This is a genomic window from Terribacillus halophilus (assembly GCF_900101385.1).
GTDB classification, from domain to species: domain Bacteria; phylum Bacillota; class Bacilli; order Bacillales; family Amphibacillaceae; genus Terribacillus; species Terribacillus halophilus.
In genome coordinates this window covers 99,969-126,742 of sequence record NZ_FMZB01000003.1, presented here as the reverse complement: position 1 = coordinate 126,742, position 26,774 = coordinate 99,969, and the positions used below count along the sequence as shown (strand labels likewise).

25 protein-coding genes and 1 pseudogene are annotated in these 26,774 nt (G+C 44.8%); 25 read left to right on the top strand and 1 reads right to left on the bottom strand.

Annotation, left to right across the window (positions count from 1 at the left end):
* Positions 1-60: 60 nt before the first annotated feature.
* The 22 genes and pseudogenes from BLQ53_RS06725 (at position 61) to BLQ53_RS06625 (ending at position 22,763) form a co-directional block, all read left to right on the top strand.
* The gene (locus tag BLQ53_RS06725) at positions 61-858 is read left to right on the top strand and encodes a TIGR00282 family metallophosphoesterase (protein ID WP_093726527.1); all 798 of its coding nucleotides are present in this window, start codon (positions 61-63) and stop codon (positions 856-858) included.
* A gap of 156 nt (positions 859-1,014) precedes the next feature.
* Positions 1,015-1,275: a stage V sporulation protein S gene (locus tag BLQ53_RS06720; protein WP_093726526.1), complete on the top strand. Its 261-nt coding sequence runs from the start codon at positions 1,015-1,017 to the stop codon at positions 1,273-1,275.
* A 101-nt stretch (positions 1,276-1,376) separates the two neighbouring features.
* The gene (gene miaB, locus BLQ53_RS06715; protein WP_093726797.1) at positions 1,377-2,939 is read left to right on the top strand and encodes a tRNA (N6-isopentenyl adenosine(37)-C2)-methylthiotransferase MiaB; all 1,563 of its coding nucleotides are present in this window, start codon (positions 1,377-1,379) and stop codon (positions 2,937-2,939) included.
* Positions 2,936-3,298, top strand: coding sequence for a YlbF/YmcA family competence regulator (locus BLQ53_RS06710; RefSeq protein WP_093726525.1), 363 nt, complete (start codon positions 2,936-2,938; stop codon positions 3,296-3,298). The genes miaB and BLQ53_RS06710 overlap by 4 nt, the downstream gene beginning before the upstream one ends.
* A 300-nt stretch (positions 3,299-3,598) precedes the next feature.
* On the top strand, positions 3,599-4,171 hold the full coding sequence (gene cotE / locus BLQ53_RS06705) for an outer spore coat protein CotE (RefSeq protein WP_093726524.1): 573 nt from the start codon (positions 3,599-3,601) through the stop codon (positions 4,169-4,171).
* A 114-nt stretch (positions 4,172-4,285) separates the two neighbouring features.
* Complete coding sequence (gene mutS / locus BLQ53_RS06700) at positions 4,286-6,877, top strand: DNA mismatch repair protein MutS (protein WP_093726523.1); 2,592 nt, start codon at positions 4,286-4,288, stop codon at positions 6,875-6,877.
* Positions 6,878-6,889: 12 nt separating this feature from the next.
* Positions 6,890-8,722 carry a DNA mismatch repair endonuclease MutL gene (gene mutL, locus BLQ53_RS06695; RefSeq protein WP_093726522.1) on the top strand — a complete coding sequence of 611 codons (1,833 nt, stop codon included), beginning with the start codon at positions 6,890-6,892 and terminating at the stop codon, positions 8,720-8,722.
* A gap of 111 nt (positions 8,723-8,833) precedes the next feature.
* Positions 8,834-9,229, top strand: a pseudogene (locus BLQ53_RS19175) (M23 family metallopeptidase); the annotation flags it as partial.
* Entirely contained in the window at positions 9,224-9,457 is a 234-nt protein-coding gene (locus BLQ53_RS19170) for a peptidoglycan-binding domain-containing protein (protein ID WP_244499294.1), read from the top strand. The pseudogene BLQ53_RS19175 and the gene BLQ53_RS19170, both read left to right, overlap by 6 nt.
* 37 nt (positions 9,458-9,494) lie before the next feature.
* On the top strand, positions 9,495-9,953 hold the full coding sequence (locus BLQ53_RS06685) for a Dps family protein (protein ID WP_093726520.1): 459 nt from the start codon (positions 9,495-9,497) through the stop codon (positions 9,951-9,953).
* Positions 9,954-10,038: 85 nt separating this feature from the next.
* Entirely contained in the window at positions 10,039-10,974 is a 936-nt protein-coding gene (gene miaA / locus BLQ53_RS06680; RefSeq protein ID WP_093726519.1) for a tRNA (adenosine(37)-N6)-dimethylallyltransferase MiaA, read from the top strand.
* Between the two features lie 35 nt (positions 10,975-11,009).
* Complete coding sequence (gene hfq / locus BLQ53_RS06675) at positions 11,010-11,243, top strand: RNA chaperone Hfq (RefSeq protein WP_038560416.1); 234 nt, start codon at positions 11,010-11,012, stop codon at positions 11,241-11,243.
* A 138-nt stretch (positions 11,244-11,381) separates the two neighbouring features.
* Positions 11,382-12,302: an AAA family ATPase gene (locus tag BLQ53_RS06670; RefSeq protein WP_093726518.1), complete on the top strand. Its 921-nt coding sequence runs from the start codon at positions 11,382-11,384 to the stop codon at positions 12,300-12,302.
* Between the two features lie 130 nt (positions 12,303-12,432).
* The gene (locus BLQ53_RS06665; RefSeq protein WP_093726517.1) at positions 12,433-14,073 is read left to right on the top strand and encodes a spore germination protein; all 1,641 of its coding nucleotides are present in this window, start codon (positions 12,433-12,435) and stop codon (positions 14,071-14,073) included.
* A 12-nt stretch (positions 14,074-14,085) separates the two neighbouring features.
* Positions 14,086-15,198 (top strand): GerAB/ArcD/ProY family transporter, encoded by a 1,113-nt coding sequence (locus BLQ53_RS06660; protein WP_170829602.1) that lies wholly within the window; start codon positions 14,086-14,088, stop codon positions 15,196-15,198.
* Positions 15,170-16,315, top strand: a complete 1,146-nt coding sequence (locus tag BLQ53_RS06655; RefSeq protein WP_093726515.1) for a Ger(x)C family spore germination protein — start codon at positions 15,170-15,172, stop codon at positions 16,313-16,315. Before BLQ53_RS06660 ends, BLQ53_RS06655 begins: the two co-directional genes overlap by 29 nt.
* 146 nt (positions 16,316-16,461) lie before the next feature.
* The gene (hflX, locus tag BLQ53_RS06650; protein ID WP_093726514.1) at positions 16,462-17,703 is read left to right on the top strand and encodes a GTPase HflX; all 1,242 of its coding nucleotides are present in this window, start codon (positions 16,462-16,464) and stop codon (positions 17,701-17,703) included.
* Positions 17,700-18,953, top strand: a complete 1,254-nt coding sequence (locus BLQ53_RS06645) for a methionine gamma-lyase family protein (protein WP_093726513.1) — start codon at positions 17,700-17,702, stop codon at positions 18,951-18,953. Before hflX ends, BLQ53_RS06645 begins: the two co-directional genes overlap by 4 nt.
* Positions 18,954-19,050: 97 nt before the next feature.
* Positions 19,051-19,443 (top strand): MerR family transcriptional regulator, encoded by a 393-nt coding sequence (locus BLQ53_RS06640; RefSeq protein ID WP_093726512.1) that lies wholly within the window; start codon positions 19,051-19,053, stop codon positions 19,441-19,443.
* 16 nt (positions 19,444-19,459) lie between these two features.
* On the top strand, positions 19,460-20,794 hold the full coding sequence (glnA, locus tag BLQ53_RS06635; protein WP_093726511.1) for a type I glutamate--ammonia ligase: 1,335 nt from the start codon (positions 19,460-19,462) through the stop codon (positions 20,792-20,794).
* Between the two features lie 634 nt (positions 20,795-21,428).
* Positions 21,429-22,169, top strand: a complete 741-nt coding sequence (map, locus tag BLQ53_RS06630) for a type I methionyl aminopeptidase (protein WP_093726510.1) — start codon at positions 21,429-21,431, stop codon at positions 22,167-22,169.
* A 315-nt stretch (positions 22,170-22,484) separates the two neighbouring features.
* Entirely contained in the window at positions 22,485-22,763 is a 279-nt protein-coding gene (locus BLQ53_RS06625) for a holin (protein WP_093726509.1), read from the top strand.
* 17 nt (positions 22,764-22,780) lie between these two features.
* Here BLQ53_RS06625 and BLQ53_RS06620 read toward each other — a convergent pair whose 3' ends face one another.
* Positions 22,781-23,338, bottom strand: coding sequence for a TetR/AcrR family transcriptional regulator (locus BLQ53_RS06620; protein ID WP_093726508.1), 558 nt, complete (start codon positions 23,336-23,338; stop codon positions 22,781-22,783).
* A 147-nt stretch (positions 23,339-23,485) separates the two neighbouring features.
* Here BLQ53_RS06620 and BLQ53_RS06615 point away from each other — a divergent pair, with 147 nt between their 5' ends.
* The 3 genes from BLQ53_RS06615 (at position 23,486) to melA (ending at position 26,675) form a co-directional block, all read left to right on the top strand.
* Positions 23,486-24,244 carry an SDR family oxidoreductase gene (locus BLQ53_RS06615; RefSeq protein ID WP_093726507.1) on the top strand — a complete coding sequence of 253 codons (759 nt, stop codon included), beginning with the start codon at positions 23,486-23,488 and terminating at the stop codon, positions 24,242-24,244.
* A gap of 388 nt (positions 24,245-24,632) precedes the next feature.
* Entirely contained in the window at positions 24,633-25,013 is a 381-nt protein-coding gene (locus BLQ53_RS06610; protein ID WP_093726506.1) for a DUF2513 domain-containing protein, read from the top strand.
* 336 nt (positions 25,014-25,349) lie between these two features.
* Complete coding sequence (gene melA, locus BLQ53_RS06605; RefSeq protein WP_093726505.1) at positions 25,350-26,675, top strand: alpha-glucosidase/alpha-galactosidase; 1,326 nt, start codon at positions 25,350-25,352, stop codon at positions 26,673-26,675.
* Positions 26,676-26,774: the final 99 nt, after the last annotated feature.

Below are 26,774 nucleotides of genomic sequence, written 5' to 3'. Positions count from 1 at the left end.
AAAGCGGCCTTGTGCCGCTTTTTTTCATGATACTAGTAGGTAAGGAGAAAGGGATGGATTATGAAGCTATTATTTATCGGGGACGTTGTTGGGGAACCGGGACGTCAGATGGTACAGGAATACTTGCCGCGCCTGAAACAGCGCTATCAGCCGCAGCTGACAATCATCAATGGAGAGAATAGTGCCGACGGAAAAGGAATCAATGAACGTATATACAAACAATTCCTGGAATGGGGCGCACAGGCAATCACAATGGGCAATCATACATGGGACAAACGGGATATTTTCGAATTCATCGACGATGCAAAATATCTGGTCCGACCGGCCAACTTGCCGCCGCAAACTCCAGGATCGGGAATCATTTATGTGAAGGTGAACAAGCACGAAGTGGCAATCATCAATTTGCTGGCACGTACATTCATGATGCCGGCAGATGATCCATTCCGGGAAGCCGATCGGCTGATCGAGGAAGCGCGAAAACGGACGAATCTTATTTTCATCGATTTCCACGGGGAAGCAACAAGTGAGAAGCAAGCATTCGGCTGGTATGTGGATGGTCGAGTCAGTGCTGTCGTCGGTACCCATACGCACACCCAGACAGCGGATGAACGCATATTGCCTTCCGGAACAGCATACATTTCGGACGCAGGTATGACAGGTCCGTATGAAGCAATCCTTGGGATGGATCGCGAGGCAGTCATCAAGAGATTTTTAACTAATCTTCCAGTACGTTTTGAAGTACCGAAAAAGGGTAAAACACAATTAAATGGAGTAGTAATCGATTTGGATCCGCAAACGGGGAAAGCTTCCTCCATCAAACGCATCTTGATCAATGATGACCACCCGTATATGGATTGATCTTTGCTGCTCCTTCACTAGGTCTTTTGTTTACAGACATAAACCAGGACAGACCGCAGCACTTTTTTCTGACATCGCCTGAAATGGGCATATCTATCATCTCGCAGAAATATAGTTAAAAGGAAAGTAGTCCAGTAAACGAAGGAGGTACCAGTGTTGGATATACTAAAAGTTTCAGCGAAATCCAATCCAAACTCAGTAGCAGGCGCACTTGCGAACGTATTAAGAGAACGTGGCTCAGCGGAAATCCAGGCAATCGGGGCAGGAGCACTCAATCAATCAGTGAAAGCTGTTGCCATCGCCCGAGGTTTTGTTGCTCCGAGCGGTGTAGATTTGGTCTGTATCCCGGCATTCACGGATATCATGATCGATAATGAAGAACGGACTGCCATCAAATTAATTGTAGAACCACGATAAATCCCGCTTATGGCGGGATTTTTTATTTCCAATACTTGGACCTTGATGAGAGCATTGGTATAATGGACAAAAACGATCAATGGATGGGGGAGCAGGAAACAGTGAATGAAGAACAGCGTAAATCCGTTAGTTTGATAAGTGCAGAACAGACAAATCAGGTCGAGAAGCCGCTTCATGAAAAGACAACTGCTGATTTCGCAAAATATTTCCAGACAACGTACCAGCCGCCGAACTTGAAGCAGGCAAAAAAACGGCGCAGGGAAGATGTCAAGTTTCATTATGATTTCGCGATTCCCCCAGAGATGCAGAATGCAGGCCAGAACAAAAAATTCCTCATCCGTACATATGGCTGCCAGATGAACGAACATGATACCGAAGTGATGGCAGGGCTGTTTTTGGAAATGGGTTATGAGCCTACTACAGATACAAATGAAGCGGATGTCATACTCCTTAATACTTGTGCTATTCGGGAAAATGCCGAGAATAAGGTATTCGGAGAAATCGGTCATCTTAAAGCCTTGAAGCTTGAGAAGCCGGATTTGATTCTTGGTGTTTGCGGCTGTATGTCCCAGGAGGAAGCGGTCGTCAATCGGATTTTGAAAAAGCATAGTCATATCGACCTGATTTTTGGGACTCACAATATCCATCGGCTTCCGCAGTTATTGAAAGAAGCGCAATTCAGCAAGGAAATGGTGCTGGAGGTATGGTCTAAAGAAGGCGATGTCATCGAGAACCTTCCCAAAGCAAGAAAAGGAAAAATCAAAGCATGGGTCAATATCATGTACGGCTGTGATAAATTCTGCACGTATTGTATTGTCCCATACACGCGTGGCAAAGAACGGAGCCGACGGCCGGAGGATATCATCCAGGAAGTAAGGCAGCTTGCGGCGCAGGGTTATCAAGAGATTACGCTCCTTGGTCAGAATGTGAACGCGTACGGTAAAGATTTGCCTGATATCGATTATGGACTTGGGGATTTGATGGATGCAATCAGAAAGATTGATATTCCGCGTGTGCGCTTCACCACTTCCCATCCGCGTGACTTTGATGATAAACTAATAGAAGTACTGGCCAAAGGCGAAAATCTCCTTGATCATATCCACTTGCCAGTCCAATCGGGAAGCAGTGAGATACTACGGGTAATGGCCCGTCGTTATACAAGGGAAGAATACCTGACTCTAGTGGATAAGATCAGACAGCGGATACCGAATGTGACGCTTACAACGGACATCATCGTCGGGTTTCCGAATGAGACCGAAGAGCAGTTCCAGGAAACTTTATCACTTATCAAAGAAGTTGGTTTCGAGGCTGCCTACACATATATTTATTCCCCTCGCGAAGGAACGCCTGCTGCCAAATGGGAGGATAATATCCCGATCGAGGTGAAGCGGGAGCGCCTGCAGCGTTTGAATCGAGTGGTGGACGAGTATGCCGCCAAGTCCATGCGTGCATATGAGGGGAAAACAGTGCTCGTGTTGGTAGAAGGAGAAAGCAAGCGGAATCCGGATGTACTTGCTGGTTATACGGAAAAGAATAAGCTAGTCAATTTCAGGGCTCCGAAGTCAGTGATCGGTAAAATCGTCCCGGTCCGCATCATAAAAGCAAAAACGTGGTCACTCGATGGCGAGTTAATAGAAACAACAGCGGAGGTACAGATCAAATGAGTTATTCCACCGACGAAATTCTCAAGCAAGCTGAAAGTTTGGCAGAAGAAATGGGCAATCTGGACGAGATTGAACAATTTCACCAGCTGGAAGCGAAACTGAACGAGAACCAAAAGGTGCAGACATATATAAATCAGATTAAAATGAAGCAAAAGCAGGCTGTCAATCTGCAAGCTTATGGCAAACGGGAAGCGCAGCAGCAAATGGAAAAGGAAATAGATGAGCTCCAGGCAAAAATCGATAGTATCCCTGTCGTTCAAGAATTCAAGGAATCCCAGGTCATCACGAACCATATCCTTCAGAGCATCAGCCAGAATATCGAGCATACTGTGTTCAATGAGGAAGAAACGGACAACTAAGTCCGTTTCTTTTTTCTTAAACTTTCCCGCGTTCTATACTGTCATCTAGAAATCACTTTAAACATACCTGTCATATTGGGGGAAATTTAGAAGTATCACAGCATTCATGAAGTGCATACACAGCTGGAAATCAATCCGGGATTTTAAGTTGCCGGCCGGCAAGTTTTCAATAACCTCTCTCTAGGCATCTGCATAGGATGGAGGAGCGTCCAGTTGTGGTGAGCAGAAGATTTATTTTCTGGCACCATAGGTGAACACCCTGCATAACATGACTATGTAAAAAGAGGAGGTTTTGGCAAGATGGGTTTTCAAGATAAAACATACCGTGAAATAATCACGAAAGCGGTCATCGGCCGCGGACGTAAATTCAGCAAGCATATTGACCATATACGTCCGGACAACAAACCGTCCAGCATCCTTGGCTGCTGGATTATCAATCACCGCTACCACGCAAAAAAGAAAGGCGACGTAGGGGTGGAAGTAGTCGGTAAGTACGATATCAATGTGTGGTATTCCTACAATGATAATTCAAAAACCGATGTTGTCTCAGAAACGGTCGAGTATAAGGAATTGGTCAAATTGAGTATCAAAGACGATAATTGTCTGGACGATGAGTTTGAGGTTTATGCAAAAGCAATCCAACAGCCTAATTGCCTGGAATGCAAAATTGTGCAGCATGGCCAGAAGATTTTCGTCGAAGTCGAGAAGGAATTCCTTGTGGAAGTTGTGGGAGAAACAAAGCTTTGCGTGAAAGTGGATCCTGATGGATGCGAAGTTGAGGAAGTAGAAGAAGAATGGGATTATGAGCTTTCTGAAGATGATTTCAAAGATCTAGATCCTGACTTTTTGGATAAAAAGGACAACGACGATTAAAACGAGGGCACTTGCTCTCGTTTTTTGTATTATTCAGAATGACGCAACAGAAGAAACAAGGAAAATACCTGTGTTATAATAGGATTAATTGTAATGAAACAGAGGAGTAGGAAAATGGCAGGGTACACACCGATGATGCAGCAATATTTAAGAATAAAAGCCGACTATAAGGATGCATTCCTCTTCTTTAGGCTCGGTGACTTTTATGAAATGTTCTTTGAGGATGCACTGAAAGCGACGAAAGAACTGGAAATCACCTTGACGAGTAAGAATGCGGGGGTTGAAGAGAAGGTGCCGATGTGCGGCGTGCCGTACCATTCGGCTGATAATTATATAAAGACACTTGTATCGCGCGGCTACAAAGTCGCCATCTGTGAACAAGTGGAGGATCCGAAGACAGCTAAAGGTGTCGTCAAACGCGAAGTGGTCCAGCTGATCACACCAGGTACTGTCATGGAAAACGGCATGCTTGATGAAAAAGAGAACAATTACCTGGCAGCTGTAACAGAAAACGAGGACAGTACATACAGTCTTGTATATCATGACCTTTCCACAGGGGAAAACCGGGCTGCATTGCTGGAAGGCGGCTTTGATGGTTTATTAAGTGAGCTTTACAATCAGCCAGTGCGGGAAATCGTCATTTCCGAAGGGTTGAGTGCAGAGCTGCAGGAAGCTTTGCGGGTTCGTTTAGGTGTCACGTTATCCTATCAGGAAATGAACAGCACCAGTATGTCACAGGAAAAGCTGATTGGTGATGTGACCGATACTAGACTGTTAGAGTGTTTTGCCATGCTATTAAACTATGTGGAACGGACGCAAAAGCGTGGGTTGGATCATCTGAAGCCGCTTCAAGTGATGGAGCTCAAACATTTCATGACATTGGATATGTATTCAAAACGCAATCTTGAGCTGACTGAAACTATTTTGAAGAAGGGCAAACATGGAAGTCTTCTATGGGTGCTTGATGACACCGTTACGGCAATGGGAGCGCGTATGCTGAAAAAATGGCTGGAGCGCCCGCTGCTGCAAAAAGAAGCGATCACAAGACGCCAGGATTTGGTCCAAGCCTTTCTAGATCACTTCTTCGAACGGGATACAATCCGGCAGCATTTGCAATCCGTGTATGATATCGAAAGACTTTCCGGCCGGGTCGCTTTCGGAAACGTGAATGCGAGGGATCTGCTGCAGCTGAAACGCACATTGGAAAAGCTACCTGAATTGAAGCAAGTGTTATCCGGCTTTGAGGAAGAGGAAGTACAGCGCATTGGCCGAAAGCTTAATCCGCTACCGGACCTGTGTGCGTATTTGGAAAGCAGTTTGCATGAAGATGCGCCGATCAGTGTCCGGGAAGGCGGCATCCTGAAAGACGGTTTCCACGACCAGCTTGATACGTACCGGGATGCTTCAAGAAACGGGAAGCAATGGATTGCGGCACTCGAACAGCGGGAACGCGAAGAAACGGGTATCAAATCGCTTAAAGTCGGCTATAACAAGGTGTTTGGCTACTATATCGAGATAACGCGTGCGAATCTGCATCTGCTGCCGGAAGGGAAATATGAACGCAAACAGACGCTCAGTAATGCAGAACGTTTCATTACGCCGGAATTAAAGGAAAAAGAAGCACTGATTCTGGAAGCACAGGAGAAAAGTGTGGATCTCGAATATTCCCTATTCATGGAAATACGGGATCATGTCAAGACGTACATCCCTGCGCTGCAGCAGCTCGCCGATCAAATCAGTCAATTGGACGTTTTGCAAAGCTTTGCCGAAGTAAGTGAAAAACAGCGTTATGCTCGTCCGACATTCAATCTTGACCGATCCGTATCGATTACCGAAGGACGTCATCCTGTCATTGAAAAAGTGATGAAATCCGGAGAGTTTGTACCGAATGATGTGCAGATGAAAAATGACGCAGATATCTTGCTGATCACTGGGCCGAACATGAGTGGTAAAAGCACGTATATGCGCCAAGTAGCTCTGACGAGTATCATGGCGCAAATCGGTTGTTTTGTTCCATGTGAAGCCGCTGATCTGCCGCTTTTCGATCAAATCTTTACGCGCATCGGCGCAGCGGACGATCTGGTCTCTGGCCAAAGTACCTTCATGGTCGAAATGCTGGAGTCGAGACATGCACTGGAGCATGCAACCGACAAGAGTCTAATTTTGCTGGATGAGATTGGCAGGGGGACAAGCACATATGATGGCATGGCTCTGGCGCAAGCAATCATCGAATATGTCCATGATAATATTCATGCAAAGACATTATTCTCGACGCATTATCACGAGCTAACTTCTTTGGAGGAGAATTTAAGCAAGCTGCGTAATGTCCATGTCCGGGCGGAAGAGCATGATGGCAATGTCGTTTTCCTTCACCAAATCCGTGAAGGAGCGGCAGATGAAAGCTACGGAATCCATGTTGCGAAACTGGCAAAACTCCCGGACAGCCTTATCGAACGGGCCTCACACATCCTCAAGGATCTGGAAGGGCAGGACGAAGATGCAATGGTTCCTAGTCCTGGACAAGAGCAGGAAGATGTTCAGCTATCCTTTTTCGCAGCGCCTGCTGTGGAAACAGAAACTCGAAAACAAGACAGCCGAGCCGATAAAGTAATAACAGAGCTCACATCGATCAATTTGATGGAGCAAACACCGCTTGAAGCAATGAATCTATTATATAAATTGCAGCAAATGGCAGTGAAGAAGTAAGGAGGTTCCCATATGGCGATTCAATTGATGCCGGATGATTTAGCGAATAAGATTGCAGCGGGTGAAGTGGTCGAGCGGCCGGCTTCGGTCGTCAAGGAACTGGTGGAAAACAGTATCGATGCAAACAGTACAGTGATCAAGGTTTCCGTGCAGGAAGCAGGTCTGACCGAAATTAGCATTGTCGACAATGGAGACGGCATGGATCCAGACGATGTGGAGCGTGCCTTCTTCCGTCATGCTACAAGTAAAATCCGGAATGAACATGACCTTTTCCATGTCCGTACATTGGGATTCCGCGGGGAAGCTTTGGCTAGTATCGCCGCGGTGAGCCAGCTTGAGATCAAGACAAGTACAGGCGAAAATGCCGGTGTGAAACTTGTCATGGAAGGCGGGGCGATTAAAGAAAGAGGCAAATGCGATGCGCGGAAAGGCACGGAGATTACGGTAAAGCATTTGTTCTTCAATACACCGGCCCGTCTGAAGTATATGAAAACGATTCATACAGAGCTTGGACACGTGTCCGAGGTGATCAACCGCCTTGCGCTTGCCCACCCAGAAATACGATTCGAACTGACGCATAATGGTAAACCTTTGTTCCAATCCAGCGGGCGAGGGGATATGCTGCAGATCGTCGCTCAAATCTATGGTAATTCCGTAGCGAAGAAAATGGTTGAAGCATCACATGAAACATTGGATTATAAGCTGGCGGTTTTAGCTGCCAAACCAGAAATCAATCGCGCTTCCCGTCAATATGTATCTTTCATCGTAAATGGCAGATACATTCGGAACCATGTCTTGGCCAAAGCTGTGATGCAGGCGTATCATACTTTACTGCCGATCGGCAGATTTCCGCTTGCCGTCATTTCAATCGAGATGGATCCGATTCTTGTGGATGTAAACGTGCATCCGGCTAAGCTCGAAGTTCGTTTCAGCAAGGAAAAAGAGCTGTTTGAAGCTGTCGAGCAGTTAGTTGGCAAAGCACTGCGACAGCAGCGGCTCATTCCGGAAGCTGTTGTGCCGAAGCAGAAAAAAATCCAGGAACGAAGCGAACAGCAAAGCTTTACTTTCTTTGACAATCAACCTGTCAAAGAACCACAGCCAGAACCGGATCGATGGTTCTTTGACGAAGTGAAAGAAACAGCCCTTCCGATTATTGAGGAAGAAAGGGAAGTACAATCAGAATCTGAAATCTTTATTGACTCTGCCAATGATAAAGCGGATGAACCGCAGTACAGCATCGAATCAGAAAACGAGCTGGATTATTCTGTGCCGCCAATGTATCCAATCGGGCAGCATCATGGAACGTATATTCTGGCGGAAAATGAAGAGGGTCTCTTCTTGGTCGATCAGCATGCTGCACAGGAACGGATCAAATATGAATATTTCCGGGAAAAAATCGGGGAAGTGGAGAAGGAACTGCAGGAGCTGCTCATTCCGCTTACGTTCGATTTCACTAGACAGGAATCACTGATTGTCGAGCAGTATCGGACCGAGCTTGAGGCAGTTGGATTATTCTTTGAATCCTTTGGCGGTCATACGTATATCGTTCGTTCCCATCCGCAATGGTTCCCGAAAGGCTTTGAAGAGGAAATCATCCGCGAAATTGTGGAACAGGTGATGAAGGAAAGCAAAGTGGATATCCATAAATTACGCGAAGAAGCGGCTATCATGATGTCCTGTAAACGTTCTATCAAAGCAAATCATCATTTGAATCATGACGATATGTTCCATCTATTGGAAGAGCTTCGTACATCGCAAGATCCTTTCACCTGTCCGCATGGTCGGCCGATTATCATTCGCTTCACTTCATATGAGCTGGAAAAACTTTTCAAACGGGTACAATAGGCGCAGGCAACTGCGCCTTTTTTGCTTGTCTAGGTGTTCACCGCCCCGGAGGATGGGAATCGTGCTTATACTATCCTGTAACCTGAATACTGACAGGAAGGAGATTACAGTATGGCACTATTCATCAAACCGACGGCAGGCAGGCTGACAAACGGCTTTCGAGGTGCTGGATCGTCCCATAATGGTGTAGATTGGGCACAATCCGGAACTGTGCGAATTGCCGCAGCTGCCGCAGGTACTGTCAGCAGATCGTATGTGTCTTCCTCATACGGGGAAGTCGTCTTTATTGTCCATCAGCTAAACGGTCAGACGTATGAAACAGTATATGCGCATATGCGGTCCGGATCACGTCAAGTCAGCGTGGGAGATACGGTCAGGCAGGGTCAGTTTATCGGATATATGGGCAGCACGGGGGATTCAACTGGTCAGCATCTGCATTTTGAATTGCATCGGGGCAGATGGAATGCGGAAAAATCGAATGCAGTCAACCCGCTCGATTACATCGGGCCATCAGCAAGCAGGACACAGCAGTCTGCCAGTGTCCCATACCCGGGAAGTTATATTCGGACGGGATCTCGTGGAGAAAATGTCCGACGGATCCAGCGGGCATTAGGTGTAACAGCCGACGGAATTTTTGGCCCGATCACAAGACAGGCCGTCATCAACTTCCAACGCAACAATGGCCTTGGTGTAGATGGCATTGTTGGACCGCAAACGTGGAATAGATTGTTCTGATTTTGGGCATGCTGATTAGCCAGAGGGGGCGTTAGCCATGCAGAATCAGCATCTTGTGGATTTTCTGAACCAGCAAATAGCCAATATGAGTGTATTGCACGTGAAACTTCAGCGTTATCATTGGTATGCCAAAGGTCCATATGGTTATGTGATTGAACAATATACCGAGGATCTGCACAAGCAATTGGATGAAATGAAGAAATCATTGGGCAAACGTGTGCTTGCCATCGGCGGCAGACCGATAGCAGTCATGAGCAAATTCCTCCAGGAAACTACCATAAAGGAAGCACAAGCCGATGATGAAGATTATGAGGTAGTCAGGACTTTGCGTCATGATTACAGTCAGCTCGCACAGGAGATCAAAATCACCGGCATACCGCTTGCGAAAAGGCAGGAAGACGATGCCACGGCTGGCTTGCTTGTGAGTATCCTCGGCATATTGGAATATGAAGCCATCCGCCTGACGAAGTATCTTATCGATTCCGACCAAAAATAAGCTGTGCGAGGCGCGCACGGCTTTTCGTTTATCTTTCTTTGCAGTGTTATGCTAAACTAATGACATGTTAAAGAAGGAGAATGACATGGAGAAACAGAAAATAATCGTCGTTGTCGGACCTACGGGTGTCGGCAAGACTCAGCTGAGTATCGAAATCGCAAAAAAATTCGACGGTGAGGTGATCAGCGGCGATTCCATGCAGATATACAGAGGCATGGATATTGGAACAGCGAAAGTCACCGAAGAAGAACAGCAAGGCATTCCGCATCATCTTATTGATATCCGCGATCCCGATGAGAATTATTCTGCAGCTGATTTCCAAGCCGATGTGGAGGCTTGTGTCAAGAACATTGCAAGTCGCGGGAAACTGCCGGTCATTGCAGGCGGAACCGGCTTATACATACAGGCCGCCCTTTACGGCTACGATTTTTCTGAGGCAAAACGGGATGACGGCTATCAGCAGCAGCTGGAGCAGGAAGCTAAAGAATTTGGAGCACTGCACTTGCACAGCCAGCTGCAGGAAGTAGATCCAGTACAAGCGGATCGTATTCATCCTAATAATATCCGCCGGGTCATCCGGGCGCTGGAAATTTACCACCGCACCGGTAAAAAAATGAGTGAGCACGAAGAAGTCGAACCTGATGCTTGTTATGATGCTGCAGTGATCGGGTTGGAGATGGACCGGGATTTGCTTTATGAACAGATAAATCTCCGAGTTGATAAGATGCTTGCTGACGGTTTGCTGAAAGAAGTAAAGCAACTGGTCGATCGCGGCATCAAGGATACCCAATCCATGCGGGCAATCGGCTATAAGGAGTTTATCCCTTATCTGGAAGGGAAAATGGACTGGGAAGATACGGTTGCCCAGCTGAAGCAAAACAGCCGGCGCTATGCCAAACGGCAATATACATGGTTCCGTAATAAGATGGATGTGAACTGGTATACGATAACACCTGCGACAAAAAAACAAAAATTTAGAATTATTTTAGAAGAACTTGCAGGAAAGCTGGAACAAAGGTAGAAATAGGAACCGTATAGAAATTAGGAGGGGAATAGATGTCTCAATCTGTTAATATCCAAGACCAATATCTGAATCAACTGCGCAAAGAACGTATGCAAGTCACTGTTTTCCTGACGAATGGCTTCCAAATTCGCGGAACTGTGAAGGCTTTTGACAATTTCACTGTATTGTTCGAAACGGAAGGAAGACAGCAATTAATCTTCAAACATGCGATTTCTACATTCTCCCCAGTGAAGAATGTATCGCTGGATTATAAAGAACAGAGCTAAAACAAAGCGAGCGCCTCAGGCGTTCGTTTTTATTTTTGTTTTAAAGCGCGGTCGGTCTGAATAAGTTAGAAAAAGACCATCTGGGCATTTGTCACGGCCTACCTGTCTTGAGCGTAAACTGCAGTGAGGGGTGATCATATGGAAGCTCAAGTTACGAATGCGAAAGGAAAAATCAATATCGTCCTGAAAAACAGGCAGCAGGAGACGGAACCGCTGCAAAGTGGTGCTGCCAAGCGCGATATCGATCCGTTCCGTCATATCGACCAGGAATTCGCCTCCTTCATCGGAATGGAGAAGCTCAAGAAAACAATCAAAGAAATTTATGCAAATGTCCATATCAGCCAGAAACGAGAGGCAGCGGGGTTAAAACAAGAGAAGCAAGTGCTGCATATGCTGTTCGAAGGCAACCCCGGCACAGGAAAGACGACGGTTGCACGTAAGCTTGCTACTGTTTTTCGCGATATGGATGTCTTGGATAAAGGTCATTTCATCGAAGCGGAAAGAGCAGACTTAGTCGGCGAATACATCGGCCACACAGCTCAAAAAACAAGAGCCCTCATCCAGCGTGCCATGGGTGGTATTCTATTCATAGATGAAGCCTATTCGCTTGCGCGCGGAGGAGAAAAAGACTTCGGGAAAGAAGCAATCGATACGCTCGTCAAACATATGGAAGATGCGTCCAATCGGTTTATCCTTATTCTGGCCGGTTACCCCCGAGAGATGAGGCATTTCATGAGTTTGAATCCTGGTCTGCGTTCACGGTTTCCCATCCAGCTCGAATTCCCTGATTATAAGTCTGAACAACTGATGGATATAGCCAAAGGTATGCTTGTAGAGAAAGAGTATCAGCTGACGAAAGAAGCGGAATGGAAGCTGAAAGAAATCATCGTCCAGCAGAAAGCGAAACGGACAGCGGATTTTTCCAACGCTCGCTTTGTACGTAACATCATTGAGAAAGCGATACGGATGCAAGCGGTCCGGCTTGTGCGCCATGATCATCATTTGTCGACAGAGGAATTGATGAAAATGACAGTCGCCGATTTGAATCACGAAGAATAATAGTACGCATCGAAAGCTCGAGTATGTGTAGTCAGCACGCTCGAGCTTTTTTCTTGTTAATATAACCCATAAGCACGGCGTGTATAGCCGGAATCCGCTAGGGAACCATACTTAGCAAGGAGTGCAAATTATGGGAGAAATACTGCAATTTTTAGGCCGGACGGATGTATGGCTTGGAACGATAGTCGTCGTGCTTATTCCTATCGGACTGACATTACTGACTGATAAGGTGAAAAAACTTCGTGAAAAGCAACATACAAGGATAGAGCAGCAATTCATTCCAGAGAACCATGTCTTGTCGGCAAAATTATCGGTAAATGTGAATCAACTCAAAGCAATCGTAGGAGATAGTTCCGATATTATTTTCCGTCAGTTTAAACTGGGAATGGATAACCGCAGCTGCAGTATCGTGCACATTGATGGCTTAGTAGATCAGCAGCAGCTGCAGCAATCCATATTGCATTCCCTGATGCATGCGAAACAAATGAAATCGGGACTGAATCCATTCAAAAGTGAAAGCATAAAGGATTATCTGCTTCATCATGTGCTAGAGGTCAGCGATGTGACAGTGATAAAAGATATGAAGAAGATTGTACGGCAGCTGCTGTCAGGTTCGGTTTTGCTTTTCGTTGATGGCTTGGATGAGGTGGTTGTCCTGAGTGTGAAAAAATGGCTTTCGCGCAATTTGGATGAACCGATTACAGAAGCGCTTGTCAGGGGACCTCGAATGAGTTTCATTGAGAACCTCCGTGATAATACGGCAATGCTTCGAAGGATGACGACAGATGCGAATTTAACCTTTGCGGATTTCGAAATAGGAAAACGGACGAGCAGACAGCTGACTGTTGCCTATGTAAAGGACATAGCCAATGAAGAGCTGTTAAACAACGTGAAAGAGCGCATCGAGAATCTGGATATAGACCATGCTGCTGAATCTGGTTATATCGAACAGCTGATTGAGGATGACTATATGTCCATTTTTCCTCAAGTACAAGCAACAGAGCGGCCGGATCGTGTAATGGGTGCCATTCTGGAAGGGCGGATTGCCATCTTGCTTGATGGCACGTCCTATGCTTTGCTTGTTCCGGCAACTTTCTCCATGATGCTGCAGTCACCAGAGGATTATTATGAGCGCTGGATCCCAATGTCCCTCATCCGGCTGCTTCGGTACGTCGCGGCATTCTTGAGTATCTTCCTGCCGTCCTTTTATATCGCATTCGTCTCCTTTCATCAAGGATTGATACCGACTGATTTAGCCCTTGCAATTGCCGGAACGAGGGTCGGTGTCCCGTTTCCGACAATCATCGAAGCGCTTTTGATGGAAGTATCGATAGAACTGTTGAGAGAAGCAGGTCTCAGGCTGCCGCGGCCAGTGGGACAAACTGTCGGATTGGTTGGTGCTTTGATTATCGGGGAGGCAGCGGTGCAGGCTGGACTGGTCAGTCCAATCATGGTCATTGTCGTTGCAGCCACAGCCATTGCATCATTTGTTTCTCCTCATTACGGCGCAGGTATTGCGCAAAGAGCACTTCGTTTCCTGGCTATGTTTTCAGCTGCCTTCCTTGGATTATATGGAATCAGTTTATTCTTCTTATCGCTCTGTGTCCATGCAGTCAAGCTGCGGAGCTTTGGGGTTCCATATGTTACGCCGGGAACGCTTTATAGTAAAGATGACTGGAAGGATTTCTTCCTGCGTATGCCTTTGTTTACGATGAGAAAGCGGCCAGCCGAATACTTTCCAAAGGATCAAGTCAGAAGAAAGAAATATTAGGAGATGCAGCACATGAAAATGGGAACGACACGGATCACGACTATACAAATGGTTGCATTGCTTTCGTCTGCATTGATTGCTGTAGGTATCTTTACACTTCCGCGAGATCTGGCAATGAAAGTCGGGACCCCGGATTTGTGGATATGTGTGATATTGGGTGGTATCTGCGGATATTTATCGTCCCTTATCATTGTGTCTTTGAGTCTCCGATTTGAACGCCTTACTTTTTTCGAATTCAATAAGTTGATAATCGGCAAATGGCTGGGAACGATACTAAGTATCTGTTTTATTGGGTATGCACTTTTGATCGGAGCTTTTGAAATTCGTTCCATGGGTGAATTGACGCAGTTTTATTTGCTGGAGGAGACGCCGATTTCTGTTATTTTGATCACTATGTACTGGGTCGCGATTTACTTGCTGATAGGTGGAATCAATCCTATAGCCCGGCTGATCGAGCTATTGAATCCTATCTGCATACTTATTTTCATACTCGTATTTTGTCTCGGTTTCAAAGTCTTTGAGCTCGATAATTTGCGGCCGCTGTTCGGGCTTGGTGCTGGACCTATATTGAAAGGGATGACGCCGACATTCCTTACATTCAGTGGGTTGGAATTTCTACTTGTTTTCATTGCGATGATGCAAAAACCAAAAGATGCGAAGAAGGTTGCCCTAATTGGGTTGGGCATACCGGTATTTATATACTTGCTGGCAGTAGTCATCATAACTGGTGGATTGTCGGTAGAAAGAATGAAGCATCAGAAGTGGCCCACATTTGCCCTTATCCAAGAATACGAGTACGAAGGTATCCTGTTTGAACGCTTTGACTCTTTATTTTTGGTTGTTTGGCTGATTCAGATGTTTACAACATATGTTGTCTGTCAATATGTGGCTGCCAAAGGCATTTCTCAGCTAACACGTATATCGTATAAAAAGGCAAACTATGTTCTTTTGGCCGCGGTTTACATTATCTGCCTGATCCCTCAGGATTTGAATCAATTAGAGAAGATGGGTACGATCATTGGCTGGACCAGCTTTGCTTTTTCTTTCTTTATACCTTCCATACTATTGATAATTGCAGTTATAAGGAGGCTGAAGCATGAAGCAGAACCGCAAAATGGTCCGTAATTTCTGTTTATGCATCGTTTCGTTGTTATGCGTTTCTGGCTGTTGGGACAGCTCGGATATTGAAGATATGTCTTTTGTAATAGGTTTTGGAATCGATAGCAGCGAAAATGATCAGACTCCGATCAAGCATACGACACAGATTGCCAGCACAAAGAAGAAAGGTGAACAAGGAGTAATGCCGCAAGGTAAACTATATCAAGATCTTACGCTTGAAGGGAAGTCGATCCAGGATATTCTGCGGAGCATCTCCCTTCAGCTGCCTTACCCTGTGTATACGGATCACCTGGAAACGATAATCATCAATTCAGAAACGGCAAGTAAATATGACCTTTCCATTTTGCTGGACCAAATCTTACGTGATAATGTGACACGTCTTAGTCCGCTGGTCGTGCTAAGCAAGCAGCAAGCAAGCGACATATTGGACACAAACATCGAAGGAGAAATACCTAGCAGTTATCTCAGCAGCATTTTTGAGAATAAGACAACTACCTTAAAGATCGCCCCCTCTGTGCGTGTAGGGGAAGTTTCGGCAAACCTTTCTTCCCAAGCCAGCTTTATGCTGCCTAATGTAGTGAAGCAGCAGAATGTGATCAAGGTAGATGGGGCAGGGGTGATAAAAGGGAAACAAAAGAAATTCGTTGGGTTTTTAACGGATAAAGAGGTGGAAGGGGTAAACTGGCTGAGTGAAGAAGGAAAGGCTGGTTTACTTGAGTTCCATGATGAAGAGGACAATACGATCGTTTACGAAGTACAGCATTATAAGACGAAAATAAAGCCAAGGTTCAAAAAAGGGCGTCTTTCCTTCTATGTACAAATTAAAGCTGAAGGATGGATAACGGAAGATTGGTCACGCTCAGCTCATAATTTGGCTGAAAGATATGTACAACATCTGGAACATTTAGCGGCGAAAGAAGTCGAAAGGCTGATGAAAGGAACGATGAAAAAACTGCAGCGAGATTACGAAGCGGATGTGGTTGGTTTTTCGGAAAGTTTTCGGATTCACTATCCAAGGGACTTTGAAAAAATGAAGAAGGATTGGGATGACTATTTTGCAGATGCTGATTTGAATTATGACGTATGCATCAAGATTATCAACACAGGCGATGTAGTGAAATAAGAGCCCTTCATGCAGGTAACTTGGATGGATTCCAGTGGATGATATGTTCTGTATATATTTTTGGTTCCATTTGACAAGCTTTCGCATAAAGCGAAGGCTTTTTCCTTGTCTGATAGGGTATAATGACAAAAGGAAAGGGTGACAGTATGGAACGTGTATTATTGATGGCAGTCCATCACCAAAATCAAACTTTGGAGCGATTTCAATCCTCGCTCGATGAATTGCAAGCTCTAACAAAGACAGCAGGCGGGGTCGTTGCAGGAATTGTGACGCAGAAACGGGAACGCCTGCATCCTGGTACATATTTTGGAGCCGGCAAGCTGGATGAGCTTGCCGAACTGGTCGAGCAAGAAGAGCCGCTCCTCGTCATATCCAATGATGAATTGTCTCCGGGACAATTGAAGAATATCAGCAACCATATCGGCGTCCGTGTCATTGACCGGAGTCAGCTGATCCTGGATATATTTGCAACACGCGCGCATACCCGTGAGGGGAAACTGCAGGTGGAGCTGGCGCAGATGCAGTATTTGCTGCCAAGACTTTATGGACAAGGTACGGAAATGAGCCGCCTCGGTGCCGGAATCGGTACAAGGGGCCCTGGAGAAACGAAACTGGAAACCGACAGGCGGCATATTCGTCGCCGCATTGATGAAATTAAGCACCAGCTAAAAGCGGTGGTTTCGCATCGATCTCGCTACCGGGAAAGACGCAAAGCGAATCAGGCATTCCAGATAGCTTTGGTCGGCTATACGAACGCCGGCAAATCGACGATATTCAACCGACTGACTGGGAATGACAGCCTCGAGCAGGATCAGCTGTTTGCCACACTCGATCCGATGACACGCAGAATGCGCCTACCATCCGGTTTCCAGACATTACTGACCGATACGGTCGGCTTCATCCAAGATTTGCCGACAGCACTTATCGCAGCTTTCCGTTCGACACTGGAAGAAGTGACCGAAGCGGATTTCATCATTCATATGGTCAATAGTGCCCATCCCGATCATGAACAGCAGCAAGCGACTGTACTGAAATTGCTTAAAGATCTTGAAGCAGATCATTTGCCGATTCTGACAGTCTATAACAAAGCAGATCTACTGACGGAGGATTTCATTGCCAGCGCGCATCCATACTTGCAAATATCGGCGTTTAAAGAAGAAGACCGCCGACTTGTAATGGAGAAAGTGCAGGAAATGATCCAGGAAACTAGTGAATTCTATGATACAATCGTACCTGCAACAGGCGGTCGTCTATTGGACAAGCTCACCCAGGAAACGATTATGACAAAAAGGACATACAATGAGGCACTGGATGCCTATGAAGTGAGCGGGTATGTATTGCCTGATCATCCGCTTTCTCATCAATTGAAAGGAAAGAATGAAGCATGATAAAAGAAACAGCTAGAAAAACAGAAGAAGAAACAAGCGCCAGGCGCGCTGAGATAGACCGTATTGCAGAGGAAAACCAAAAACGAGTGATGGATGCTTTCCGCAACCAGCGCGTGAGTGACAGCCATTTCAACCCGACAACGGGCTATGGTTACGATGATTTCGGCCGCGAGACACTCGAACAAGTATACGCAGAAGTATTCGGCGGTGAGGACGCACTTGTGCGGCCGCAGATTGTTTCCGGAACGCATGCGATCACAACCTCCTTGTTCGGTATACTTCGTCCGGGAGATGAGTTACTATATATCACTGGCAAACCATACGATACATTGGAAGGTGTCATTGGGAACCGACAGGAAGACACAGGGGCATTGAAGGATTTTGGGGTGTTATATGATGCTGTTGATTTGACCGAAGGAGGGGCAATCGACTATCCAGCTGTAGCAGCGAAGCTTTCCGAAAAGACGAAGGTGGTGGCAATCCAGCGTTCCAAAGGATATGCCGACCGACCTTCGTTTTCTGTTGCCGAGATCGGTGACATGGTCGCTTTTGTCAAAGAAAAGTATCCGGAAGTCATCGTATTTGTCGATAACTGTTATGGGGAATTTGCACAAACGAAAGAACCGCTTCATGTCGGAGCGGATTTGATCGCCGGTTCTTTGATTAAAAACCCAGGCGGCGGTATTGTCCGCGCAGGCGGCTATATTGCCGGACGAGCCGATTTGATCGAGCTATGCGCCAACCGTTTGACTGCGCCAGGTCTTGGTAAAGAGACAGGTGCGACATTGGGTATGCTGCAGGAACTGTTCCAAGGATTTTTCCTGGCGCCTCATGTTGTCGGTGAAGCACTGAAGGGAGCAATCTTCACTTCCAGATTCCTGGAGTTACTTGGCTTTTCGACTTCACCGAAATTCGATGCCAAACGTGTTGATTTGATCCAATCGGTGAACTTCCATACCGCAGATCAAATGGTCGCCTTCTGCCAGGCCATCCAGCACGCGTCACCAGTCAATGCGCACGTGACGCCACATCCGGCACCAATGCCAGGGTATGAAAATGATGTCATCATGGCCGCCGGCACCTTCATCCAAGGTGCCAGCCTGGAACTGACAGCAGATGGGCCGATCCGTCCGCCATATACAGCTTTTGTACAGGGTGGTTTAACTTATGCCCATGTGAAGCTCGCTATTATCGATGCTGCTCAAAATCTATTAGAAAAAGGCTTGATATCAACGAATCAAGCATACTAAAAATTTTCGTGTCAACTAAGCTAACACGTGTTGACATTTAAAATTACCTACGTTTATAATAGACGTAGAGTACATAAGGAAAGGGGATGGACGATAAATGAGTGACATGAATCGCCGATCTATGCCCTTGTTCTCTATTGGTATTGTAAAATCACTTACTGCATTAACAGCAAGGCAAATCCGTTATTATGAAGATAATGGACTGATTTTCCCAGCAAGAACAGAAGGCAATCAGCGTCTTTTCTCATTCAATGATGTGGATCGACTGCTGGAGATCAAGGAATTGATCGACAAAGGAATCAATCTTGCCGGTATCAAGCAAATGCTGCCATATAAAGAAAAACCGTCAGCTGATATGCTTGAGACCCCGATCGCACCGGAAATCTCCGACAAGGCACTAAGACAGATGCTGCGTCAGGAATTGATGGACACCGGCCGTTTGGGTAAAGCTTCGTTACGTCAGGGAGAGTTATCACGATTCTTCCATTAATAGAGGAGGAGAAAGAATGGCGAAATTTACTAGAGAAGATGTTATCAAGATTATCAAGGAGGAGAACGTAAAGTTCATTCGCTTGCAGTTCACCGACTTGCTTGGCACAATCAAAAACGTGGAAATCCCGCTTAGCCAATTGGACAAAGCTTTGGACAACGAAATGATGTTCGATGGATCGTCTATTGAAGGTTTTGTACGTATCGAGGAATCCGACATGAAACTTTATCCGGACTTGGATACATTCGTTGTATTCCCTTGGACTAGTGAAAAAGGCAAAGTGGCACGTTTCATCTGTGATATCTATACTCCAGACGGAGAGCCATTCGAAGGCTGCCCGCGTTACAATCTGAAGCGTAATCTGAAAAAGATGGAAGAGCTTGGATTCAGTGCATTCAACATCGGAACAGAGCCGGAATTCTTCTTGTTCAAACTCGATGAAAAAGGCGAGCCTACTTTGGAATTGAATGACAAAGGCGGATACTTCGACCTTGCACCAACTGACTTGGGCGAAACGACTCGCCGCGATATCGTGTTGGAATTGGAAGAAATGGGCTTTGAAATCGAAGCTTCCCACCATGAAGTGGCACCAGGACAGCACGAAATCGATTTCAAATACGCAGATGCATTGAAACATGCTGATGATATCCAAACATTCAAACTAGTAGTTAAAACAATCGCCAGAAAACATGGTCTGCATGCAACATTCATGCCGAAACCACTATACGGTGTGAACGGTTCAGGTATGCACTGCAACATGTCTCTATTCAAAGACGGCAAAAACGCATTCTACGATGAAAGCGCCGAGCTGAAGCTTTCTGAAACAGCTTACCAATTCATCGCAGGTACATTGAAGCATGCGATTAACTTCACTGCGGTAACGAACCCAACAGTAAACTCGTACAAACGCCTGGTACCTGGCTACGAAGCCCCATGCTACGTTGCTTGGTCCGGTAAGAACCGCAGCCCATTGATCCGCGTACCATCCGCTCGCGGAGCAAGTACACGTGTCGAAGTGCGCAGCGTTGATCCATCTGCAAACCCATACCTAGCAATGAGCGTATTGCTGGCTGCAGGACTTGACGGAATCAAGAACAGCCTGGAAGCACCAGCATCCATCGACCGCAATATCTATGTCATGGATAAAGTAGAAAGAGAAAAGAACGGCGTAGCAGATCTTCCGGCTACACTATTCGATGCTCTGGAACAGCTTAAATCCGACGACATTATCGTCGAAGCACTAGGAGATCACCTATTCGAACACTTCATCGAAGCAAAAGAAATCGAATGGGATATGTTCCGCACACAAGTTCACCCATGGGAACGCGAACAGTATATGGAAGACTTTTAATATGTAATAGGCAAACCCCTGATACAATGGTATCAGGGGTTTTACTAATTATTTAATCATTAGGTGAAATTTGATTTTTCGTTTTGATCATCTATGACACCTATAGAATCCTCTCCATCAAACTTCCTAGGTCCTTTGCTATTGACTGTGAAGATGAAGTATTCCTTTCTTTATCCATACCTCGATATGCATTTGCAGCAGATCCCACCGAAAAATTAGGATTGCTGAAGGTGCTTCTAACTCTGTACCCCTATTTGATACGAACGCTTTACTGCCCAATCAGCACCATTTGCATGCGTATCAGTGGGGTATTAGCAAGTCAAATACCAATGAGACACGCGGACATTCCATGGTGAAAGGCAACAGTACCAGTAGACTTGTTCTATTTGATGGATTAGCAGCAACTCTTAAGAGAGTAGCTTTTTTTCTAAGAAGGGAAGAGGTTTTAAAGTAATCCACCTTCAAGGAAAAAGATTTAAGGAAGTATATAAATACATCCCATTACATCAGCTAAAATAAGGTGATATAATGGAATGTACTAGTGCCATTTTTACGGACTCATGACGCGATCGGTACATGTTAAGAAACTCTTGATACGATTAAAATTGATGATAAAAGATAGTGAGGTAAAAAAATGATTGCAAAAACAGAAGCAGACTTTAAGGCTTTAAAGGAAATTGGCAGGATCGTTGCCTCCATCAGGGATGAATTGGTACAAAAAACAGTGCCTGGTGTAACGACAAAAGAACTTGATGATATAGCTGGGGAAATGTTTGAGAAGGAAGGCGCCGTTTCAGCTCCAAAAAGTGAATATGATTTTCCAGGGTTTACTTGTATCAGTGTCAATGATGAGGTGGCACATGGTATTCCGGGGCAGCGCGTCATTCAAGAAGGGGATCTGGTGAATGTCGATGTTTCCGGTTCAAAGAATGGTTATTTCGCAGATACAGGAATCTCGTTTGTAGTAGGCGAAGGTGACGAAGTGCTGACGAAGATTTGCGATGTTGCTAAAAAGGCATTTGAAGCAGGTCTTCAAAAAGCAAAACCCGGTTCCAAAAAAAGCGGAATCGGAAGAGCAGTATTCCAAACAGCAAAACAACATGACTTAACTGTTATCACAAACCTTACAGGACACGGTATTGGGCGTACCATACACGAAGCGCCTGACCATATTTATAATTACCGGGATACAACGGATGATGAATTATTGAAGGATGGCATGGTTATCGCGTTCGAACCATTTATCTCCACTTCTGAAGAAGAAGTATTCCAAAAAAACGACGGCTGGACCTATGCTACAGAAGAAAGCTTTGTAGCTCAATTGGAACATACGATTATCCTGACTAAAAATGGTCCGATCATTGTCACACTATAATGTGTTCATGAGAATCATTTAAGGTCGATTCCCTTTCTTAGGAATCGGCTTTTTTTATTTGGCTTAACAAATTGTGTCATAAAATTAAGTAAAATACGGTAACGTTTATGGAAGAACTTCAAAGATTTTTCTGATGATTGATTTTAAACAGAACCATAACACTAAACTAAATCCATAATTTTTCTTTGTATCCTCTGATCCCAAAGAATTGTTTTATGATCATGTGACTTGGGACATCTGAATGATTGAAGGGAAACCACGTACTACATCTAGAATCTATTAAGACAATACAAAAATCGGAGGAGATGAGGAATCATGGAAGAGGTAATGACCTTTGCTTCGATTATCAGCCCCGTTGTAGTTGCTTTGGTGCAGCTGATCAAAAAGACAGTTGCCGTAAATAACAGGTATCTACCCTTGATCAGCTTGTTGATAGGTCTATTAGTAGGATCTCTTGCTTGGCCGTTCACTGAAATGGATCTTGTATTGCGATTATGGTCAGGAGGTTTTGCTGGGCTGGCGGCATCGGGATTGTATTCCTTGGGGAAGAGAACAATACCAAATAAAAATAATGATAACAATAATGCTGCCTAAGGATGCTATTTTACATGTTAAACCTTTAATCTTAGGATGTTCACCAACAGGACATTCATTTCATCAGCAGACTCCTGAAAGTCGCGGCGGTACCATTCAATTATTAATCCAATGATCGCATTAGCGCTATAGGAATAGAGATAATCTTTGATTTCTTTAGGCAGTACCGCGTGTTTATCTTCCATCAGGATCGACCGTATTTCATCGAATAGCATGAGATAAAATTCCAAAGGCACTTCTTTCGATAATATGATTCTATAAAATTCTTCATATTTCTTTATATGGTGAAAAATACGCACGGTTTTAGGGTTCAAATTTTTCGGATCTAAAATAACTGTGTGACGATATGGTTCATTATAAGATTCTTTCAGATCCATCACGACTTCTTCATAATATTCCTTAAAAACGTCCCCGACTTCTTGATAATGAAAATAGAATGTACCTCGATTGATATTAGCTTCCCTGCAAAGTTCCGTTACTTTTATGTGGGGTAAGGCTTTTTTCTTTAGCAATTTGGTTAATGCCAAATGTATATTTTGTTTTGTTTTCAATATACGCAGATCATTTTTATTCACGTCGTGGTTCTCCTTTATCGAACGCTTTTTAGGTTTTTTGTTCAATATCGTACAAATTCACTTTTTTTGCTTATTGAATGCGATTACAAATTAATATTATTACTTTATTGAACATATGTACATTAAATTTTTAGGGGATGATTAGGGATGAGGTTAAAAGATAAAGTAGCGATTGTAACAGGTGCAGCATCTGGTATGGGAAAATCAATCGCAGAGCTTTATGCAAAAGAGGGAGCCAAAGTAGTTGTTTCTGATTATAACTATGATGGTGCTAAAGCAGTGGTGGAAGCAATAAATAACGATGGCGGCAATGCCATTGCCAACCGTACAAATGTGGCTGAATTAAAGGACTTGGAGCAATTATTCCAAGAAACGAAAGAAGCATTTGGTAAGTTGGATATTTTGGTGAACAACGCTGGAATCATGGATGGTATGGAACCAGTCGGGGAGATTTCGGATGAACGATGGGATCATGTTTTTGCGGTTAATACAACAGGTGTTATGCGTGCCATGCGTATTGCTACTAACATCTTCTTGGAACAAGGACATGGGGTAATCGTGAATAATATCTCGGCAGGCGGCTTACGCGGTGCGCGTGCAGGTGCAGCATATACAGCTTCTAAACACGCAGTGACTGGATTAACAAAGAATACAGCATACATGTATGCTCAATCAGGTATCCGTTGTAATGGTATCGCACCAGGTGGGGTCGAGACTAATATTGGTACATCTATGACGAATGTGTCCGAATTTGGAGCAGGGCGTCAATCGACTGGAATTGGTACCATGCCGCGTGCAGGGAAACCAATTGAAATTGCTCAACTGGCCGTTTTCTTAGGCTCTGATGAATCTAGCTTTATAAATGGACAAGTGATTGCAGCTGACGCTGGATGGATCGCATACTGAGTTAAATGACAGAATCTCATAATAATGGGGTTCTGTCTTTCTTTATAAAAGAGTACTGGTATTAGACTTTACTATTCATTCAATTGATCTATTAATTTTGCAGGCTTCCCTAGCAATCATATACGTATATTTCCCTATCCTTACTCCCCTTTGCCCATAGCTTCCTTTTTGTCTGCCAAAGGAGGCAGATGCTCTGTTCCCGCATGCATTGATAATTTGCCATGTGCAATTATTACCGGAAGTCTAGTCAAATCATCATCTCTAGCAGTCAATGTGCTTCATATTTGTTACTTGACTTGTCACATTATTGTGAAACAATGTACATACTTTTCGAGCAACCAATACTCAATCTGTGGAACAATAGAAGTATGAACAAGGAGGAGATCATATGCCAAAACTACGCGTTACATTATTTCAAGAAATACTGGAACAGTTAGAAGCAGACCAACTCCAAGGAACGAAAGTAAGAGATTATCGTTGCGCTGTAGGGACATGTACCCCGTATGATGTCGTCCATCACACAGAGGTACTGCTGCAGGAAGGGTTCATTACCGGTGTTGTGACAAACTCAAAGGATTATAGGGATGTTTTCATTGATGATATTTCCGTAAAAGGACACGAGCTGTTAGCTTTGATCGGGAACGAGCGGATTCTGGAAGGTGCCCGGCAGCTTTTGGGAGAGACATACGAAAAAGCTACTCCAGGTATCCTGCTCCGGGCTCTGCATGTAGCGATGAAACGGGATACAAAAGGGGAGCTTGCTGTGTAGGCAAGCTCTTTGTTATATGAGGAGCCCCACTGCTGGGAGAGAAGGAGTATACATATCAAAATTTCCAGTAATGATGCAGCTGCAAACGGATTCCTTTAATCTCCATATCTTATGAAGCTAGGATTCTTAACGATAATGATGTGACTGTAAAAAGTGCTTTTCAATATCATTTCCTAATTAAAATGTAATGTGAATGCCTTATTATCAATAAATATAGATAGCAATATTTTACCCTTTTCGCTTTTTTATTTACCATTGCCCACCGGTTGAAAGCGCTGTATCATCAGATGCAAGTAAGGAACTTATAATCCAGTAAGATTTCAGGGAGGCAGTCAAATGGGAAAAATCACGTTTATAGGAGCAGGGAGTACCATTTTCACAAAGAATGTACTAGGAGATTGTATGTTGTCTCCAGCTTTGCAGGAATTCGAATTTGCTTTGTTCGACATTGATGAAGAACGCTTGTCCGAGTCCGAGCTGCTGTTGAATGCGTTGAAAAATTCGTTGCAGGCAGAGGTTACGATCAAAGCATATACAGACCGCAAAGAGGCTTTGGAGGGTGCCAAGTATGTCATTAATGCTATCCAAGTAGGGGGGTATCGGCCAAGTACTGTCATCGATTTTGAGATCCCCAAAAAATATGGTCTTCGCCAGACAATTGCAGATACAGTTGGAATCGGCGGGGTATTTCGGGCATTGCGTACCATTCCTGTCATGCTGGATATCGCAAGGGACATGGAAGAGGTTTGCCCCGATGCATGGCTGTTGAATTATACAAATCCTATGGCTGCACTCACCGGAGCGGTCGCTCGTTTTACAAATGTAAAAGTCGTTGGATTATGCCACAGCGTACAGGTTTGCACGAAGGACTTACTCAAGGACCTTGAGATTCCCCATGAGAATATTGAAGAACGGATTGCTGGCATCAACCATATGGCTTGGCTGCTTGAGATCAAATCGAATGGCAAAGACCTCTATCCTGAAATCAAGAAGCGTGCCAAAGAGAAGCAAAAAGGAAAACATCATGATATGGTCCGTTACGAACTGATGGATAAATTCGGCTATTACGTGACGGAATCTTCTGAACACAATGCGGAGTATCACCCTTATTTTATGAAAGATAAGTACCCGGAACTGATTTCACGTTTTAACATACCACTGGATGAGTACCCGCGCCGCTGCGAGGCACAAATTAAAAATTGGCAGAAGACAAAGCAAGAGCTAATGAGCGACAACAATTTGACACATGAACGTTCACGTGAATATGGGTCACGCATCATCGAAGCGATGGAAACGAATCAACCGTTCGTTTTCGGAGGAAATGTAGTGAATAATGGCGGTCTAATCGCCAATCTGCCTCGGAATGCTGTTGTGGAAGTACCGTGTATCGCAAATCGTAACGGCATTACCCCAGCATATATGGGAGAGCTTCCGGAGCAGCTGGCAGCTCTGAATCGTTCCAATATCAATACGCAGCTATTGACCATTGAAGCAGCCATTACGAAATCAAAACAAAAAATTTATCAAGCAGCCTTGCTTGATCCGCATACAGCCGCTGAACTCTCCATGGATGATATCATCAGCATGTGCGATGAATTGATCGAAGCACATGGCGACATGCTTCCGGCTTATATTTCAGAAAAAGAAACAGTCAGACTTTGAGCAAGTGAAAGTCTGACGTTTTCTTAAAATAAAAATGTAAGCGCTTAACTTATGGTTGGAAAGCAGTGCCCAGCTGCTCAATAAAAACAAAGGCGAGGG